This is a genomic window from Mangrovibacillus sp. Mu-81 (assembly GCF_036867415.1).
GTDB lineage: Bacteria > Bacillota > Bacilli > Bacillales > Bacillaceae_B > Rossellomorea.
Genome location: NZ_JBAJHU010000002.1, coordinates 1 through 18,930 on the forward strand (window position 1 = coordinate 1; position 18,930 = coordinate 18,930).

Consider the following 18,930-nt stretch of genomic DNA (forward strand, 5'->3'; position numbering starts at 1 on the left):
TTTGCCTTTCTGGATGGCATGGCTTATGTCTCGAGCCTCTAGCCGCCGGAGCTGGACAATAAAAAAAGCCTCCATGCAATCATGCACAGAAGCTCGTATCACCATCAAGGTTACAGCATTTTCAATAATGCATCGCGACCAATCATACCCGGATTGATTCCGCGGTTTTCCGCTTCAACCGTCACCGATTCAAGAGGGGCATCCAGGAGCTGGTCGATTGTCTTTACTCCCACTGCCCTGCCCGCGATGATGCCTCTGTCACTTAATTTCTCATTGAGTAAAGCAACATCCAGTGCCCCGCACATGATATATCCCTTATCGCTCGCCACGACGAGCAGGTTGGTCTTCGGTAACGCAACGGAAATAGCTGAAAAGGTATGTCCTTGAATGGTAATCGGAGAAAGATTCATCATCCTGCATCGCTCCTCTCAACTCATATGTATGACAGGAGCGGAAGAACGGTGAACCATTTACCGACCCAATTTCCAAGCAAGGATATCCCGCAGGAATTCCGGCATGAAGTACTTCTTCTCCAAACGCTGCAGGTCTGGAAAGAAGTGCCCGAATGTGAACATATCGGTTGTTGCAAGTTTATACGTTTTCTTGGGCTGGATCGGTTCTCCCTTGATATAAATCTTTTGTTTGTCTTCTTCAAAGACAATGCCGGAATAGACAAATTCACCCATTATTTTGCCCCTGAATCCAAGGCCTTTGAGGTTAAGATGCGGCCAGTCTTCATTAAATGTCTGCTTGAGGATTTCTTTCAGCTCTGCTCCTGAAAGCTCGATCAGACAAGGATTGATCGGGTGCGGCAGAATACGGTGAAGGTCCTGCCTCGTGACCGGTCCTTTGTTTAACCCTTCCATCAGAAGACCTGCATTCAGGAAGGAACAATCTGCTTTGCACCATTCCTTCAATGCGTCGCACAGCATTTGCGGCAGAGGTGACGCTTCGAACCATTCTGCGGATAATGAGTCCGGCAGGGTGGCAACCTCTGTACAAAGGAGCTTTTCCCCTATTTGCAGCCACTGTAGCTTCTCTTCATCTTCCTGTGTGGACTGAGGCAAATCATCGTGTGCATACAACTGTGCTTTTTTCGCCAGCACATTCTTTGTATCAGTATCGATTTCAATCATCATGTGACCGACAAAGTTCCCGAACTTCCCTGCAGCACCAAGCATGACCCCATTGATCTCTTTTCCCTCATGTAAAATATGATGGGTATGCGCACCCAGTATCACATCTATTTCTGGATGGGTCTCCGCTATGAGCTCATCATCCCGGATTCCCAGGTGAGACAGCAGAACCAGTACATCCGCTTCGTTCTTCAACTGTGCGACCTGTTTTTTCAATTCATCCAGGGGAGCTGAAACCGACCAGCCAAGCGCTCTATAGAAAGGGTAGAAATTGGCCGTCAAACCAAGGACAACAACTTTCAATCCTGACTTCGTTTCATAAGTATGATGAGTCTCGAGCCATTCAGGCAGCTTCCCGTCCCGGTTCAACAGGTTTCCGACAATCACATCGAATTCAGCTTCCTGATACAACGTATCCAGATCTTCATAATCCAGCGTGATGCCTTCGTTATTCCCGATCGTTACAGCGTCATAACCGGCTTTGTTCAAAAGCTGGACATTAGCTTTGCCCAATGTTGCTTCCGTATATGGATGCCAGCGGTCTACGTGGTCACCAATATCAAAGAGGAAGACGTCTTCTCCCTCATTCACATGCCATTCTTTTCTTTTTTGTATAAAGTCCCGGATCCTCGGCCAGTGCTCCAGATGACTGTGCAGGTCGTTAGTATGATAGATATGGATTACTTCTTTCATTGAACTCTCACTCTCCCAATGGAGGTTACCCCGTAATACTTTGATAAATCAATCGTATTCCTATTAAAATCAGTATAATGCGCAGGACACTCACAAGTGCCTTTGATTCAAGCCTTGTATTTAAATAGGACCCCAGCTTAGCCCCGAACCATGCTCCCGGGATCAGCGCCAATGCATACAGCCATTTAACATTCCCCAAAGCAACATGCGTACCTGAACTGACCAGGGCGGAAAGAAAGACCATGAACATCGATGTCGCCACTGCTACATGAGGCGGGAACATGAATATCAGAATCATCGCCGGCACCATCAGCGAACCTCCGCCGATACCGAATAAACCTGAAGTGAACCCTACCACCAGCGCAATCAATGCGCCCATCAGCGGAGGATATCCATAATGGAATATCTGTCCGCCGGGATCGGTGAACTCCCTTTGAAAAGAAGCCGACTTAAACTTTTCGATCGGCTTCAACTTGTTGCGCACCATCAGGATAAGCGCCATGACAATCATAAATATACCAAAATAAAGATTGAAGTCTTCCAAATCAAGGTATTTATTCACCCATGCGCCGATGATCGCACCCGGTCCGCTGCCCCCAAAGAAAATCAAACCGCTTTTGTAATCAACTGTCTTGTGCTTCAAATACGCAAGGGTCGAGGACAATCCCGTGAAAATCATGACCATCAATGAAGTTCCCACTGCTGTTTGCGGTGTGATGTTATCAAGCCAGCCAGTATATGTACCAAAATAAATCAATGCAGGAACAACGATCACTCCCCCGCCCAGACCGACAAGCGAGCCGACTGTCCCTGCGAGTAACCCAATGCAAATCAATACGATCCATTCCACTTACTTTCATCTCCAGTTCTACTAGTAGAAACGCATTTATACGGCGGATACACTTCTCGTATATTTTTCTCATCCTGCAATTAGAATAAATCAAGTTGTTTCGGAGCAAGCACCTGGTACTCAATTCCGAGCATATCAATCAGCTGTTTCGCATTATCTGCAGCGTCTCCACCCGAATTATTATTAAAAAGGATATAAATATCCTTTGACTCTTCATGAAGTTTACGGATATGAGGGATCCATTCGCTTAATTCTGCTTCATTATAGCGATATAAATACCGCACCTCACGCCATTCATCCCCACTGCCTGTCTTATTCCAGCCATGCACATTGCGGCCATGAAACCTGATCAGCGTCGCCCCTTCATCAGTGGCTTCCAATACCCTCGGCACCGACCCCTCTCCTGCCTGTGGTTCATCACAAATACTATGGATCCAGCCCTGTTCCTTCATGAATGTGAGGGTCCTATCTTTAAATCGGGGACTGTACCAGCTTTGATGGCGGAACTCCAATGCTAAAGGTAGATCTTTCAATTGTTCTTTACAGTACCTGATATAGGCAACATTGTCACGCGAGCAATCAAACCATGGCGGAAACTGCATGAGAACCATCGCAAGCTTATCTTCCCTGAGATACGGAGAAAGGGACTCCTTGAATGCCTGAAACATATCCTCTTTCGTTTCAAATGGAATCTCTCCGCGCTCATGTCCGGTCATACCCTGATACGCCTTCACAATGAATTTGAACTCTTTTGGCGTATCTTTCACCCATTTCTCGGCATTACGGATCGGCTGGACCGCATAAAAACTCGCATCCACTTCTACCGCAGGGAAATGCGCACCGTACTCTTTCAGCTTGTCCCGCGGCGAAACATTCTCATAAAGAGTATCATGATCCCCCCAACCCGTGACTCCTATATAAATCATCCGTATTCACCTCTTCTCGTATGATGAACATCCATTGGTTTGTCTTACATTTTATCATAACAGGCGAGTGAAATCGTAGTGATTGATGTTTTCAATGCTGAACCCTTTCTTGCCGTATCGATTATGAGCGGAATGTTGATTTTATGATTCAATTCATGAATTTATGAGCGTTATTTTTGATTTATGATCGATATTCTTATTTTATGAGCGTTTTACCGATTTGTCGACAAAGTTCAACAAACCGCCCGTCCCATCCTAACTTCTCCTGCAAAAACAAAACCCCCTCAGGCCGCATAAATGCGATCAAAGGGGGTTTCCTTATAAAAAAATCTATTATCCAATCGAACCTTCCATCTCGAACTTGATCAGGCGGTTCATTTCCACTGCGTATTCCATTGGAAGTTCTTTCGTGAATGGCTCGATGAAGCCCATTACGATCATTTCTGTTGCTTCTTCCTCTGAAATTCCGCGGCTCATCAGATAGAATAATTGTTCTTCTGATACCTTGGATACTTTCGCTTCGTGTTCAAGCGAGATGTTATCGTTCAGGATTTCGTTGTAAGGAATCGTATCGGAAGTAGACTGATTATCCATGATCAGCGTGTCACACTCGATGTTAGAACGTGCGCCTTCCGCTTTGCGTCCGAAATGAACGATCCCGCGGTATGTTACTTTACCGCCGTGTTTGGAGATCGACTTCGAAACAATTGTTGAAGAAGTGTTCGGTGCCAAGTGAATCATCTTCGCACCTGCGTCCTGGTGCTGACCTTTACCTGCTAATGCGATGGAAAGTGTCATACCGCGGGCACCTTCTCCTTTAAGAATGACAGCCGGATACTTCATCGTCAGTTTGGAACCGATGTTTCCGTCTACCCATTCCATTGTTGCGTTCGCTTCACAAACAGCACGCTTCGTTACCAGGTTGAAAACATTGTTCGCCCAGTTTTGAATCGTCGTGTAACGGCAGTACGCATCTTTTTTGATGATGATTTCAACTACCGCTGAGTGAAGCGAGTTCGTTGTGTAGACAGGTGCTGTACAACCTTCTACATAGTGTACGCTTGCGCCTTCGTCAACGATGATCAAGGTACGTTCGAATTGACCCATGTTCTCGGAGTTGATACGGAAATACGCTTGCAGCGGCGTATCAACCTTAATACCTTTAGGAACATAGATGAATGAACCACCGGACCATACCGCTGAGTTCAGTGCAGCAAATTTGTTATCCGTCGGCGGAATAACTTTTGCCCAGTGTTCGCGGAATAGTTCTTCGTTTTCTTTAAGGGCAGAATCTGTATCTTTGAATACGATCCCCATATTTTCCAGGTCTTCCTGCATGTTATGGTAAACAACCTCGGATTCGTACTGTGCAGATACCCCCGCAAGATACTTTTGCTCAGCTTCAGGAATACCCAATTTATCAAACGTCTGTTTGATTTCTTCAGGTACTTCATCCCAGCTGCGCTCTGATTTCTCTGAAGGCTTTACGTAGTACGTAATCTCATCAAAGTTCAGTTCTTGTAAGTCGCCGCCCCATTGTGGCATTGACATGTTATAAAAATGGTCAAGTGACTTCAAACGGAAATCAAGCATCCATTGAGGCTCTTCCTTCATGCGCGAAATTTCTTCTACAATCTCACGCGTCAAACCACGTTTCGAACGGAAAATTGATACGTCTTTATCACTAAAACCGTATTTATAATCCCCGATCTCAGGCATTTTCTTTGCCATGTCGATTCCTCCATTCTTTGATAGAGCGGGAAGATGAGCTTACTCCTGCTCTTCTTCCTTTACTCCTTTTTCCATCGCTTTCCAAGCCAGGGTCGCACATTTAATGCGGGCAGGGAATTTAGCAACGCCTTGAAGTGCTTCAATGTCTCCTAAATCCACATCTTCATCGTATTCGTTTCCTTGCATCATATCAGAAAAAATCTTCGAAAGCTTCAATGCCTCGTCAATTTCTTTACCTTTTACAATTTGTGTCATCATAGAGGCAGATGCCATCGAGATGGAACACCCTTCGCCGTCAAATTTGGCGTCCTGGACGATGCCGTCCTCCACCTTCAGTGTCAAGTGAATGCGGTCCCCGCAGGTCGGGTTATTCATGTCGATCGTAAAGCTGCCATCTTCCAAAGACCCTTTATTTCGGGGGTTCTTATAATGATCCATGATGACTTGTCTGTACAGCTGATCTAAGTTATTAAAAGACATCGCTGAAAAACTCCTTTGTCTTCACTAGCCCTGCAACAAGTTTATCAATATCTTCCTCTGTATTATACAGGTAGAAGCTTGCACGTGCAGTCGCCGAGACATTCAGCCATTTCATAAGGGGCTGTGCACAATGGTGACCGGCACGGACAGCAATTCCTTCTGCATCGAGTACAGTCGCCAAATCATGAGGATGGACATCATCAATGTTGAACGTCACAAGTCCGGCACGCTGACCGGGATCTTCCGGACCATAAATGGTCATCCCTTCAACTTCATTCATTTTATCCAGTGCATAAGCGGCTAGCTTGTGCTCATATGCCTCGATCGTGTCCAATCCGATATCTTCAAGGAAATCAATCGCAGCTCCGAGACCGATTGCACCTGCAATGATCGGAGTGCCGCCTTCGAACTTCCATGGAAGCTCTTTCCAAGTGGATTCCTGAAGACCGACGAAGTCGATCATTTCCCCGCCGAATTCGATCGGCTCCATCTTGTTCAGATGCCTCTTCTTCCCGTAAAGGGCACCGATACCGGTAGGCCCAACCATTTTATGTCCCGAAAAAGCGAAGAAATCACAATCAAGGTCCTGGACATCGATTTTCATGTGAGGTGCAGCCTGCGCACCATCCACTACCATGACAGCGCCATGATCATGAGCGATCTTCGTGATTTCCTTGATTGGATTCATCGTACCAAGTACGTTCGATACCATCATAATCGAGACGATTTTCGTTTGGGAAGTAATGGTTTCTTTTACATCTTCAAGCTTGATCGTACCATCTTCTTGAAGTGGAACGTATTTTAATACAGCGCCTTTTTCCTTAGCAAGCTGCTGCCAGGGAATGATGTTGCTGTGGTGCTCCATATGCGTGATGACGATTTCATCGCCTTCACTTAAGGATGCACGGCCGTAGCTTGCCGCTACCGTGTTGATCGCGGTTGTCGTTCCCCGTGTGAAAATCACTTCCTGAGTAGACGAAGCGTTGATGAATGTCCGAACCTTTTCACGCGCTCCTTCATAACCGTCCGTCGCCCTTGTGCCCAGCGTGTGTACGCCGCGGTGGACGTTTGAGTTAAAGCCGCGATAATAATCACTGACCGCATCAATGACGGAAATCGGTTTTTGCGAAGTCGCCGCGCTGTCTAAATAAACAAGTGGATGGCCGTTGACTTCCTGGTCGAGAATCGGAAAATGCTTACGAATCTCTTTTACATCCATTAGTTTACTTTCCTTTCGATTACCTCGACAAGCTGTTTCTTAACTCCTTCAATCGGCAATTGATTTACCACAGGAGCAAGGAAACCGTGAATGACAAGACGTTCTGCTTCTTTTTGCGGAATCCCGCGGCTCATCAGGTAATAAAGTTGAAGCGGATCGACGCGTCCCACTGATGCTGCGTGACCTGCTGTTACATCATCTTCATCGATCAAAAGGATCGGGTTCGCATCTCCGCGCGCTTTTTCGCTGAGCATCAATACGCGTGATTCCTGCTCTGCATTTGACTTGGATGCACCGTGTTCGATTTTGCCGATACCATTAAAGATTGAAGATGCTTCATCTTTCATCACTCCATGTTTCAAGATGTAACCTTCAGAATTCTTTCCGAAGTGAACAACTTTAGTCGTGAAGTTCTGTTTTTGCTTGCCTCGACCGACAACCACCGTTTTCGTATCAGCATAAGAACCGTCACCGATCAGATTCGTTACGTTTTCTGAAACTGTGTCTCCATCGTTCATCAAGCCAAGTGCCCACTCGATGCGTGAATCCCTCGCTGCAACACCGCGGCGGTTCACGTATGTGGTCAATCCGCTTGCAAGGTTGTCTACCGCACCATATGCAACTTTAGCGTTATTATTCGCAACCACTTCCGTCACGATGTTGTATACGCCATCTTCAACGTCTGTTGTAGAAATATAGTTTTCTACATATGTCACTGAGCTGTTGTCTTCTGCCACCACCAATACGTGGTTGAACATGGCAACTTCAGCGTTGTCGTGTACGTAAACCGCTTGAATCGGCTCTGCCAGTTCTACATTTTTCGGAATGTATAGGAAGACTCCCCCATTCATCAATGCCGCATGAAGAGCCGTAAGCTTGTGCTCATCCGATTTTACGCCTTCTGTCATGAAATACTTCTGAACTAGGTCGCCGTGCTCTTTCACCGCTGTGAAAATGTCCGTGAAAATAACACCATTTTCTTTCAATTCATTTGATAGAGATAGGAAAGCCGGTGTGTTATTACGTTGAATATATAAACTTTGATCTTTACTTTCTAAGTCAACTAATGCTTTTACTTCTTCTGGCAGCTCACTCAATGATGAGAACGAATCACTTTCAACTGAATGCTTCTTGAAAGAAGTGAAATTCCAGTTCGTGATTTTCGTTTTATCTGCAACTGGAAGGCTAAGATCCTTCATTTTGTTAAAGGCATCTGTACGAAGGGTTGTTAACCATTCTGGCTCTCCAAGCTGCTTTGAGTAGGAGCTGACATAGTCCTGATCTACTGATAGTTTCGTTTCTACAGTCATTATTATCCCCCTAACACTTACGCTTCTTGGCCAACAGTTTCGTCTTTAATTCCCAGTTCTTCTTTAATCCAGTCATAACCTTCCGCCTCAAGACGCTGTGCGAGTTCCGCACCGCCTGATTTCACAACACGCCCCTGCATCATGACGTGTACACGGTCTGGTGTGATGTAGTTAAGAAGACGCTGATAGTGAGTGATGATCAGGCATCCGAAATCTTCACCGCGCATCTTGTTGATACCTTTAGATACAACTTTAAGCGCATCAATATCAAGACCGGAATCAATCTCATCAAGGATTGCGATCTTAGGCTGAAGCATCATCAATTGAAGAATTTCGTTACGCTTCTTCTCACCGCCTGAGAAACCTTCATTTAAGTAACGTTGAGCCATATCCGGATCCATTTCAAGGTATTCCATTTCAGAATCCATTTTACGAATGAATTTCATTAGTGAAATCTCATCGCCTTCTTTGCGGCGGCTGTTGATTGCGGAACGCAGGAAGTCTGCATTCGTTACTCCGCTGATTTCACTTGGATACTGCATTGCAAGAAATAAACCAACTTGCGCACGCTCATCTACTTCCATTTCAAGGACGTCCTGCCCGTCAAAATGAATACTCCCTTTTGTTACCTCATACTTCGGGTGACCCATGATAGCAGAAGATAATGTTGATTTACCTGTACCATTCGGACCCATTACTGCGTGGATTTCTCCACCTTTAATTTCAAGGTTAACCCCTTTCAGGATTTCCTTTCCTTCAATCTCAACATGAAGATCTTTAATTGTTAAAGTAGAACCTGCCATGTGTAAATACCTCCGTGACTTTATATAATGATAAGAATTAAATTCTTTCATCATTCTCAATTTATTCTCATTACAATCTTATAACAAATAAAAGGTATAATCAACTTTTTCAGACGCGATTCCATTGTGTTTCCGACCTGCAAATACTTCCCTATTCTTTACCAGGTACAAAAGAAAAATGCAGGCACTCTCATGAAAGGAACTTGTCCGAATTCCTTCCTATATAAATAGGAAATAATTACATAGTAAAACACTCTTTTCTCCGTCTGTTGATTCCCTGCAGGAGTATGCGATCAATATTGTGAATGAGCTAATCCAAACCATATTCATAAAAAAACCAGTGTCTGTTTCAACACTGGTTTTCCTTAAGATCTATTATATATGAGCGTGCACTTTTCTATCAAGTGCCGCAATCATTCTCCGGCTTTCTTTATAATCCCGCTCTCTCTGTTTCTCTACTTGCATTCTGACATCATGCTTTCGTTTGTACACCTCGTATCCAATTCCATGGGCACTATGCATCGCCTTTTCCATTTCACTTGTGTACGTCAAACCCTCAAGAGAGTCGATAATGAATCATTCCTTTCAATTTTTATATACATAACTATACTACCCCCTCTTCTTGAATACAAAACCCGTTTTCGGTCATTTTTTCTTAAAATACTTCATCAGAAGATTTTAACTGGAGGGTATCATTAAGTTTTCACAAAATTCCGCCATTATACTAGCGAATAATAGGTAAGTTAGTAAATATCCAGATGCTTGTATAAAGATGAAGCGCTTACATTTCTAATAAACCCCTATTTCCTGTATTCGAAGTATTATCTAGAATATCTGAAGACCGTTCCTTCCGCTGCGCTCCTGCAGGGTCTCACATAAGCTACTTTTCCCCCAGGGATCTTCGTCTTGCACTCCAATCAACCGTTGGAATAAGTTGCTAACTAAATGGACTTTTGAACAAAGCTAATAAAAAACCGAACTTACTTGAACTTATAATTCAAATTAGTTCGGGCTTTATTTAGACTGGAACACTTTTGTCTCAGCCTGTTGGGTTATTGTTTCAGTTGGTTTATTTCCTGGACGGATTGTTGGACGAGTGTGACGGCCTGGCTCATTGCCGCTCCTCCGCCGAATGCCGCAGTGACTCCAACTGCTTCAAGGATTTCCTGTTCGGAGCATCCTTCATCGAGGCATCCCTTTGTATGATAGATGATGCAGTATTCATCTTGGGAATAGAGGCTGATGCCGAGGGCGATGAGCTGCTTTTCTTTTTTCGTGAGGACTCCTTCTTTGAAGCAGTGTTCAGTGAATGTATTATAATGCTGTGCAAGCTCCGGCATTTTCTCGGTGAAGATCCCCAGCCCCATTTTATAATCATGAAGTGCGGCTTCGGTTGTATTTCTTGGTTCCATTTGCATCATGTTCAGCTCCATTTTCGATTAGATTCTTCGAAGATAGTATGGGCCAATCAGGAAAGGTTTATGTCCGAAATTTAGTGCAGCCGCAGCCTGAAAATAAAAACAACCCGATGCAGTCACCGGGTTGCTCAAGTTAGGCTTTTTTTCAGAAAAGATTTTTGACATTATTCTGTTACAGGTACTACCGCTCCATCCCATTCTTCATTGATGAATTCCTGAATTTCTTTTGAACGAAGGGCTTTAACCAACTCTTTCACTTCTTCCTTATCTTCATCTCCTTTGTTGACAGCAATGACATTCACATATGGAGAATCAGTATCTTCTATCGCAATTGAGTCTTCCAGCGGTTTCAGGCCTGCATCGATGGCATAGTTGGAATTGATCACCACTGCATCGCCTTCTTCGTTTTCGTACATTTGAGGAAGAAGTGCTGCCTCATATTCATAATCGAATTGGAGATTTCTAGGGTTCTCCTCAATGTCTTCAAGCTGCGCCTGTGTATTTTCAACTCCATCTTTTAATTTAATAAGTCCTTTCTTTTCCAAAAGGGTAAGGATACGACCGTGGTCGGATACTGAGTTACTCATTAAGATGGTGGCACCTTCCGGAAGATCCTCTAAAGATTTATACTTTTTAGAGTAAGCCCCGATCGGCTCGATATGGATTCCCCCTGCGTTGACGAAATCATAGTCGTTATCCTTCATTTGCAAGTCCATATAAGGGATGGTTTGAAAATAGTTCGCATCAAGGTCTTCATTATCAAGGTCTTTATTCGGAAGGATATAATCCTGATAGGTCTCAATTTGTAAATCGATTCCTTTCTCTTCCAAGATCGGCTTCACCTGTTCAAGGATTTCAGCGTGAGGTACATTCGAAGCACCTACGACCAGTTCCTTTTCATCGCTTCCCGATCCAGTATCATTCCCGCATGCTGCCAATCCAACTATACTACTTGCTGCAATAACTCCTGCTATCCACTTTTTCATGTTTTTTCTCTCCTCTTATCGTTTGTCTAATTTATTTGTAAAGAAATCCCCTATGATCTGAATGGCAAATACGATGATCAGTATCATGATCGTGGCTGCCAGTGTTACATCTTCCCGGCTTCTCTGGAACCCGTCCAGATAAGCGAGGTTTCCAAGTCCTCCTGCACCGATGACTCCTGCCATCGCTGTGTAACCTACAAGGGCAATAGCTGTGACCGTTATACCCGAGATGAGTGCCGGCATGGATTCAGGCAGCAATACCTTCAGGATGATCGTACTTGTTTTCGCACCCATCGCCTTTGCAGCTTCGATCACACCCTTATTCACTTCTCGCAGTGCGATTTCGACCATTCTGGCGTAGAACGGAGCCGCCCCGATGATCAGAGCCGGCAAAGCGGCATTCGCTCCACGGATCGTATCCAATAAGAATTTCGTGAAAGGAATCAGCAAGACGATCAGTATGATGAACGGAATCGACCTGAACACATTCACGACAGAGTTCGTAACCGTGTAAGTGAGTTTATTTTCCCAGAGGTTTTCTTTGGATGTCAGGAATAACAGGATCCCCAGAATGATGCCTAAGACAAATGTGATCAATACAGACATTCCGGTCATATAGAGTGTCTCTAACGTTGCTTCCCACATTTTTTCCCAATCGACATTTGGAAATAGAGTTTCGATCATCATGCCATCACCTCAACCTTCACCTGTTGACTCTCAGCAAATTGCAGAGCTTCCCCAAGCTGCGATTCAGCCCCGTCTAAATGAACAAACAGAGTGCCGTATGCTCCTTTTTGCGTCTGGGAAATCTGTCCCTGAAGGATATTTACTTCAAGGTCGAACTTCCTGATCAACGAAGTGATCAAAGGCTGCCCGGTCGAATCCCCGACAAAAGTGAACTTCAACACTTTTCCGGTGGGATAGTGCTTGATCAACTCCTGCATCGCTTCTTCAGACTCCTGAGCCTGTGATACTTCTTTTACAAAACGTTTTGTCACTTGCTGCCGGGGATTACGGAACACTTCGAGTACATCCCCAAGTTCTACAACTTTTCCGTTTTCCATCACCGCGACACGGTGACAGATTTTCTGGATGACATGCATCTCATGGGTAATCAGGACTATGGTCAAACCGAGACGCCTGTTGATATCCACCAATAAATCAAGAATGGAATCTGTCGTCTGCGGATCGAGGGCAGACGTTGCTTCGTCACACAGCAGTACGCTTGGGTTATTGGCAAGTGCCCTTGCGATTCCGACACGCTGCTTTTGTCCCCCGCTCAGCTGTGAGGGGTACGCCTCCCCTCTTCCTTCAAGCCCGACAAGCGCGAGTAATTCATTGGCACGCCGAGTTCGTTCCTTTTTTGGCACTCCTGCTATTTCCAATGGGAACTGAATATTTTCGAGAACGGTTCTGGACCATAATAGATTAAAGTGCTGAAAGATCATCCCGATGGACTGCCTTGCTTCACGAAGCTTCCTGCCTTTGATTCTTGAAACAGACTGCCCGTTCACATCGATTGTTCCTTCTGTTGGAACTTCGAGTCCATTTAGCATTCTGATCAGGGTACTTTTACCGGCACCGCTGTAACCGATCACCCCAAAGATTTCACCTTCCCCAACAGAAAGATCGACCCCGTCTACAGCTGAAATCGGACCTGCTTTTGATTGATATATTTTCTTTACTTCTGAGATTGTGATCATGATGTCAGCCACCTTTCTTTCTCCGAGTAAAAAGAGCGTTATAATGAGGGTTACAGCTTTCCTTTGTAAAAAACGTGCTCCAGGCGGCCCTTTTAATTCCAGCCAATAAAAAAACCTTTCCGCAGATAAGCAGAAAGGCATAATCATATTGATTATCCTTCCTCTTATCTTTCAAAGCATACGCTTTGAGTGAATTGGCACCATTTCAATTTTCATTGACGGTTGCCGGGCTTCATAGGGCACGTCCCTCCACCACTCTCAATAAGAGTAAGTCTAACTATATAAAGTTTATGAGTGTAAAGTCTCAGAATATTTGCTACAAAAGTGATTCTATCATCGCACAAACGGGGTGTCAATTATTTTTTTCAGAAGATTAAAGTATTCAATATATTTCAACTGGTTCTTTTATCATTGGCCTTGTCAGCCAAAGCACTGATTCGACGAATAACAGAGGGCGGTAGCCTCCCTTTACCGACAATTGATCACTTTCAACCAATCTTGATAATAGCTCATTACCGGCGAGAACGGTGGTGATCATCTCCTCATTGCCTGTAATGACAAATTGAGGCTCAAGGTTATTGATGTCTTCCGCTACAAAACATTCTTTATTGGAAAAAGAAAGGGTGTAGCGCTGACTCTCACATTCAAGTTGAAGAATAAATGGGTCTGAAGGAAATAACAGCTGCAGATGGTACTTGGAATGACATTGGTCAATTAGTTTATCTAATAGATTTCTCATAAATACCCTCCCGCGAATCTTCTTACTTAACTTAATTCTACGAATGGGTTTTTTATCCTTTTTTTCTCTCTCGACACAGTTTTGTTGGAGAAAAGCAACTTGTGTCGAATTAGTTGGTTTTTGAATATTCAGAATATAAATTCTGAGTATTTTCTCATCATTTCCCAAGAAATATGTCCAAGTTTGTTGAAAGGTTTTCCTTAATATTTATGTTTTCATCACATATAAAAAAGACCTTTAATCATCAAAGGTCTCTGTTTTTTTTAACATCTCATATAAATAGGGAACTGAGTGGAATGCATAGATTCTTTCCCTCTCTTTTGCATGTTTATAAAGAAGTAAACATGGCACACTTTCAATCGCCTGCTCTTCTGCAAACTGTGGTAAGTAATTCAAATTGACTTTATCAAAGTGAAACGATTGCGGAAGCTTTTTCACAACTTCCATCATTTTGCCTGCTACCTGGCATGTCCCACACATCGGGGTGTAAAGATAAACCGCCGTAAGTTCATGTGTGTGTATTGATTCATACAGCGAATTTGTACTACTTACCTCATTCAACGTTAACTCATCCTTTTTTCCAAGTATTCCGTGTGTATATCAATATTCGCTCCGATCAGTACAGATGCCAAGTGGTACTCGGGAGCCGATGCCACTTCTTTATACATCCGGTCGATATATAAGTGCTCTGCCTCCGGGAATTCCCGCTTGAATTGTTTTCGAAGCTTTTCTCCTGCATGATCGGCATCCACCAGTATATAAACATCTCTCTGCTCCAGCGAATCAATCAGTTCGTCCATTTTCGTCATGCTGATGGTTCCATTTGTACAAATAATCTCAATAGGCTCTTTAATGATTCCTTCCACTTTACGTTTATCCGTCGTGCCCTCTACAATGATTACTTTCTCATCACCGATATCAAACATTGTCATCACCTTATCTTTCAGAAATAAGATTAGGATAGTATATTCAATTTATTAGAGATGATGTCCACTACTTACATATATCTTCTCATTTTTATTTAAAAATAGAAAGAAATACGGCCGATACATGGTTAGTTTCGGTCTGCTCCATAGCCTGATGACTGCCGTTTCAAACACTGTGCCAAGTTCAGTATTCTGCAGATAGACAAAAAAGTGCCAGTCCTACCGGAGGAACCTGGCACCGTTTTTTTATGAATATCAACACCAGCCACCCTCATCGCAATCGGTATAGCGTGCTTCAGAACCTTCTGTTGCGGTGTAATGTTGAAAGATTTTATCTTCATTCGCTTCAAAGTTCGGTTCCATGGTGATGCCTTCCAGGGGAACTGCCATGCGGCCGATCGGCTGATTGTCGAGATACAATTCCAGGCTTCCGTTTTTTAATTTACCTGTCACACGTTCGGTAACATCGAGCTTCTTTGGTTCAAGAGTCATCGGGATCATCCTTTCTGTAATGTCTTCCACATTTAGAATGCCCCAAAAGAAAAACAAAACACCTTGAGAATACCCTCAAGGTGCCTTGAAATCATTAACCTTCGTTAATCATTTCTTCATATTGTTCTGCTGTCATAAGCTTGTCCACTTCTCCAGCATCAGATGGCTCAACGACGATCATCCAAGCTTTTTCATAAGGAGATTCGTTGACAAATTCAGGGCTGTCAGCAAGCTCTTCATTCACTTCAACGATTTTACCTGAAACCGGTGCATAAAGCTCAGAAACCGTTTTAACTGATTCAACGCTTCCAAATGGTTCATCTGCTTTCACTTCGTCGCCTACTTCCGGCAGTTCGACGAATACGATATCTCCAAGTTCAGATTGCGCAAACGCAGTAATTCCAATACGCAGTGTTTCCCCTTCGGTTTTAACCCATTCGTGTTCTTCAGAATAGCGAAGTTCTTTCGGTGTACTCATTTAAAAATCCCTCCAAATACTTGGTATACAACCTAATATTGACACACTTTTAAATAAAAAAGCAAGAAAACGCAGTGTTTCCTTCAAAACTTTTTAGGTGCTGTGACAATACCTTCCATTTCCGCATCAAATCAACGATTCCACGCTCACTTCCAGGACTCTTCAAACGTTTCTTCCTTGAATCCGACTGTCACCTTCAAGCCATCCGTAGTGAGCGGCCGCTTGATCAGCATACCGTCTGTGGAAAGGATCTCAAGCAGTTCCTCATCAGAGGCAGAATTCACTTTTTCCTTCAAGCCAAGCTCTCGGTATTTCTTGCCGCTTGTATTAAAGAACTTCTTCAATGGCAGCCCGCTTTTTTCATAAAGACTTTTCAGTTCCTCCTTTGAAGGAGGATTTTCAACAATATGTATTTCATTAAAATCCGCGTTATTGTCCTCCAGCCATTTTTTCGCTTTTCGGCACGTCCCGCATTTTGGATAAGAATAAAAAGTCAATGACATATTACCACCACCTTTCATATTGGCTTCTAAACACCGCTGTTGATTTCCGTGCAACAGCTTAACAACCAAATACAACTATACTTATTATACATAGTAAACAGATGATCTTCATCAACCTTACTCATTAAAAGTATACCCTCTACTTGACTACATTCGACAGCTTTCGTTATTCTCCTTCTTTTAGAAAAGGTTTATTCACAGTGATTTTCTATTTGGCCAATCAGTTTTTTAGAGGTGAATGGTTATTAAGTATCTCCTCTGTTCATTTAACTTCCGTTATATCCATTCTTGGGCTTTGTGGACAATATTTACGGGGGACGAATCGAAGGGCAGTCGATTCGTTGATCCCTAGTATGATAAAAGATAGATTATGCTGTAAAAGGTGAAGTAACTGTATAAATGAGATCAAAGTTTTAAAAACATGCATTCTGGTGTCTGAAAAGAAATATTACATAAAAAAAACTACACGATAGTCCACTGACATCCTGCTTTTTCACTGAAATATTAATATACTAATATTTATTGTGCCAGTTTCGTGAATATGTGCCAGTATTTAATTATTGTGCCAAAATTTAAATAAATGTGCCACTTTCCCAATAATTGTTCTGCTTGTCGAATTTTCTCTTTCCCAGCACTTGACTTCACTCCACTCCTGTTGCCATCGCTTCCCTCCATCAACAAAACCCCAATCAAAAAAACAGACCCCCAGCTAAAGAAGGCCTGTTTCCCGAAACATTCACTTATCAAACAACATACTTCTCAGCTTCAACAAGTTTCTCGGACGCTTCACGTTTCACAGCGATTACGTTGATCGGCGTGTGGCGTGTGAATTTGCGGAGTGCTGAAAGCATCATGCGCAGTGAGTCGCCTTGTTCTGTTGCAACAAGGGTTTCTTTCGCATGAGCTTCGATTTCATTGAACGCTTCCTGACAGAAGATCTGTGTGTAAAGAAGCTTTTGCTTCGCTTTTTCAGCGCCTTTTTCAAGCGTCTTTTCCGTGCGAAGGACCGCTGATTCCATTGCATAGGCATTGGATACGATATCCGCAATGTTCACCAGGATTTCCTGCTCTTTTTCAAGAGCTTTGCCGAACTTCTGGGCAGCTAATCCAGCAAGCATCAAGCCTATTTTCTTTGCATTTTTCACAAGATATTTTTCTTGTGCCAGCGGTTCGTCGCCAACCTCTTCAGGCATCAGCATCATTAATTCTTCCTGAAGCGCCTGCGCTTTTTGCAGCAGCGGCAGTTCACCTTTCATCGCTTTACGCAGGTACGTCCCCGGCACCAGGAGGCGGTTGATTTCATTAGTTCCTTCGAAAATTCGGTTGATACGGGAGTCGCGGTACATTCTTTCGATTTCATATTCCTGCATGAATCCGTAGCCGCCGTGCAGCTGTACTCCCTCATCCACGACGTAGTCCAGCACTTCTGTTGCAAAGAATTTATTCAGTGAACATTCGATTGCATATTCAGCAATTGACTTCGCCACTTCAGTCCCGTTCTTAACTTCTTCATCAGTCAGCTTACTCATACGGTCTTCGAATAATCCTACAGTACGATATACGGAGCTTTCAGCTGCATATAATTTCGCTGCCATCGTCGACAATTTTTCTTTCGTCAGGTTGAAAGAAGAGATCGGTGTCTTGAACTGCTGGCGTTGATTCGTATATTTAACAGTTACTTCAAGTGCACGCTTACTTGCGCCGACAGCTCCCACTCCCAGCTTGTAACGCCCGATATTCAGAATATTGAAGGCAATGATATGGCCTTTTCCAGCCTGGCCGAGAAGGTTCTCGACAGGAATTTCTGCATCTTCCAAGATCAAAGTTCTCGTTGAAGAACTTTTGATCCCCATTTTCTTTTCTTCAGGCCCTGTCGATACGCCCGGATAGTCTTTTTCAACGATGAATGCAGAGAAGTGCTCGCCGTCTATTTTTGCATATACAACGAAGACATCAGAGAATGCTGAGTTTGTGATCCATTGTTTTTCACCATTTAATATATAGTGAGTGCCCGCTTCGTTCAGTTTCGCTGTCGTTTTCGCACCCAGGGCATCCGAACCTGAGCCAGGCTCTGTCAAAGCATAGGCAGCAAGCTTTTCACCGGTTGCGAGCGCAGGCAGGTACTTCTGTTTTTGATCTTCGTTTCCGAAAAGAACGATTGGAAGCGAACCGATTCCGACGTGAGCTCCGTGAGAGATGGAGAATCCGCCTGCACGGGACATTTTTTCTGCAATCAATGCCGAGCTGACTTTATCAAGGCCGATTCCGCCGTATTCTTCCGGTACATCCGCTCCAAGAAGTCCAATCTCCCCTGCTTCTTTCAATAATCGGACTGAATGATCGAACTCGTGGTTTTCAAGATTATCAATCACAGGTACCACTTCATTCAACACGTAGTCTTCAGTCGTTTTTGCGATCATTTTTTGCTCATCAGAGTAGTCTTCCGGTGTGAAGACTTGCTCACAGCTCACATCTTCAATTAAAAAACTTCCACCCTTAATCAACTTGTCTGTTTGATTTGCCATTATTGACATCCC

The 18,930-nt window shown here is 43.7% G+C and carries 20 protein-coding genes and 1 riboswitch; all 20 genes read right to left on the reverse strand.

Annotated elements, in window-relative coordinates; all coding sequences use genetic code 11:
• Positions 1-110 precede the first annotated feature (110 nt).
• The 20 genes from V6B33_RS03765 to V6B33_RS03860 all read right to left on the reverse strand — a co-directional run bounded on the left by V6B33_RS03765 (position 111) and on the right by V6B33_RS03860 (position 18,918).
• On the reverse strand, positions 111-413 hold the full coding sequence (locus tag V6B33_RS03765; protein ID WP_334216427.1) for a YunC family protein: 303 nt from the start codon (positions 411-413) through the stop codon (positions 111-113).
• A 57-nt stretch (positions 414-470) separates the two neighbouring features.
• Positions 471-1,829 carry a bifunctional metallophosphatase/5'-nucleotidase gene (locus tag V6B33_RS03770; RefSeq protein ID WP_334216428.1) on the reverse strand — a complete coding sequence of 453 codons (1,359 nt, stop codon included), beginning with the start codon at positions 1,827-1,829 and terminating at the stop codon, positions 471-473.
• A gap of 25 nt (positions 1,830-1,854) precedes the next feature.
• Positions 1,855-2,679, reverse strand: a complete 825-nt coding sequence (locus V6B33_RS03775; RefSeq protein WP_334216429.1) for a sulfite exporter TauE/SafE family protein — start codon at positions 2,677-2,679, stop codon at positions 1,855-1,857.
• 80 nt (positions 2,680-2,759) lie between these two features.
• Complete coding sequence (locus tag V6B33_RS03780) at positions 2,760-3,605, reverse strand: DUF72 domain-containing protein (protein ID WP_334216430.1); 846 nt, start codon at positions 3,603-3,605, stop codon at positions 2,760-2,762.
• Positions 3,606-3,938: 333 nt separating this feature from the next.
• The gene (gene sufB / locus V6B33_RS03785; protein ID WP_334216431.1) at positions 3,939-5,336 is read right to left on the reverse strand and encodes a Fe-S cluster assembly protein SufB; all 1,398 of its coding nucleotides are present in this window, start codon (positions 5,334-5,336) and stop codon (positions 3,939-3,941) included.
• Positions 5,337-5,375: 39 nt separating this feature from the next.
• The gene (gene sufU / locus V6B33_RS03790) at positions 5,376-5,816 is read right to left on the reverse strand and encodes a Fe-S cluster assembly sulfur transfer protein SufU (RefSeq protein WP_071620486.1); all 441 of its coding nucleotides are present in this window, start codon (positions 5,814-5,816) and stop codon (positions 5,376-5,378) included.
• Entirely contained in the window at positions 5,806-7,035 is a 1,230-nt protein-coding gene (locus V6B33_RS03795; RefSeq protein WP_334216432.1) for a cysteine desulfurase, read from the reverse strand. The genes sufU and V6B33_RS03795 overlap by 11 nt, the downstream gene beginning before the upstream one ends.
• The gene (gene sufD / locus V6B33_RS03800) at positions 7,035-8,345 is read right to left on the reverse strand and encodes a Fe-S cluster assembly protein SufD (RefSeq protein ID WP_334216433.1); all 1,311 of its coding nucleotides are present in this window, start codon (positions 8,343-8,345) and stop codon (positions 7,035-7,037) included. The genes V6B33_RS03795 and sufD overlap by 1 nt, the downstream gene beginning before the upstream one ends.
• A 17-nt stretch (positions 8,346-8,362) precedes the next feature.
• Positions 8,363-9,148, reverse strand: a complete 786-nt coding sequence (gene sufC, locus V6B33_RS03805; RefSeq protein ID WP_334216434.1) for a Fe-S cluster assembly ATPase SufC — start codon at positions 9,146-9,148, stop codon at positions 8,363-8,365.
• 1,052 nt (positions 9,149-10,200) lie between these two features.
• Entirely contained in the window at positions 10,201-10,566 is a 366-nt protein-coding gene (locus V6B33_RS03810) for a carboxymuconolactone decarboxylase family protein (protein ID WP_334217049.1), read from the reverse strand.
• A gap of 164 nt (positions 10,567-10,730) precedes the next feature.
• Positions 10,731-11,552 carry a MetQ/NlpA family ABC transporter substrate-binding protein gene (locus V6B33_RS03815; protein ID WP_334216435.1) on the reverse strand — a complete coding sequence of 274 codons (822 nt, stop codon included), beginning with the start codon at positions 11,550-11,552 and terminating at the stop codon, positions 10,731-10,733.
• Positions 11,553-11,567: 15 nt separating this feature from the next.
• Complete coding sequence (locus tag V6B33_RS03820; protein ID WP_334217050.1) at positions 11,568-12,236, reverse strand: methionine ABC transporter permease; 669 nt, start codon at positions 12,234-12,236, stop codon at positions 11,568-11,570.
• Positions 12,236-13,255 carry a methionine ABC transporter ATP-binding protein gene (locus tag V6B33_RS03825; protein WP_334216436.1) on the reverse strand — a complete coding sequence of 340 codons (1,020 nt, stop codon included), beginning with the start codon at positions 13,253-13,255 and terminating at the stop codon, positions 12,236-12,238. Before V6B33_RS03825 ends, V6B33_RS03820 begins: the two co-directional genes overlap by 1 nt.
• A gap of 161 nt (positions 13,256-13,416) precedes the next feature.
• Positions 13,417-13,523: riboswitch (SAM riboswitch) on the reverse strand.
• Positions 13,524-13,637: 114 nt separating this feature from the next.
• A complete protein-coding gene (locus V6B33_RS03830; RefSeq protein ID WP_334216437.1) occupies positions 13,638-13,994 on the reverse strand; it encodes a hypothetical protein in 357 nt (118 codons plus the stop codon).
• A gap of 237 nt (positions 13,995-14,231) precedes the next feature.
• On the reverse strand, positions 14,232-14,555 hold the full coding sequence (locus V6B33_RS03835) for a thioredoxin family protein (RefSeq protein WP_442915461.1): 324 nt from the start codon (positions 14,553-14,555) through the stop codon (positions 14,232-14,234).
• Between the two features lie 2 nt (positions 14,556-14,557).
• On the reverse strand, positions 14,558-14,920 hold the full coding sequence (locus V6B33_RS03840) for a toprim domain-containing protein (protein WP_442915462.1): 363 nt from the start codon (positions 14,918-14,920) through the stop codon (positions 14,558-14,560).
• 255 nt (positions 14,921-15,175) lie between these two features.
• On the reverse strand, positions 15,176-15,442 hold the full coding sequence (locus V6B33_RS03845; RefSeq protein ID WP_334216439.1) for a YusG family protein: 267 nt from the start codon (positions 15,440-15,442) through the stop codon (positions 15,176-15,178).
• 64 nt (positions 15,443-15,506) lie between these two features.
• Entirely contained in the window at positions 15,507-15,890 is a 384-nt protein-coding gene (gcvH, locus tag V6B33_RS03850) for a glycine cleavage system protein GcvH (protein WP_334216440.1), read from the reverse strand.
• Positions 15,891-16,036: 146 nt separating this feature from the next.
• Positions 16,037-16,393, reverse strand: coding sequence for an arsenate reductase family protein (locus V6B33_RS03855; RefSeq protein ID WP_334216441.1), 357 nt, complete (start codon positions 16,391-16,393; stop codon positions 16,037-16,039).
• Between the two features lie 743 nt (positions 16,394-17,136).
• Positions 17,137-18,918, reverse strand: a complete 1,782-nt coding sequence (locus V6B33_RS03860; protein ID WP_334216442.1) for an acyl-CoA dehydrogenase family protein — start codon at positions 18,916-18,918, stop codon at positions 17,137-17,139.
• Positions 18,919-18,930: the final 12 nt, after the last annotated feature.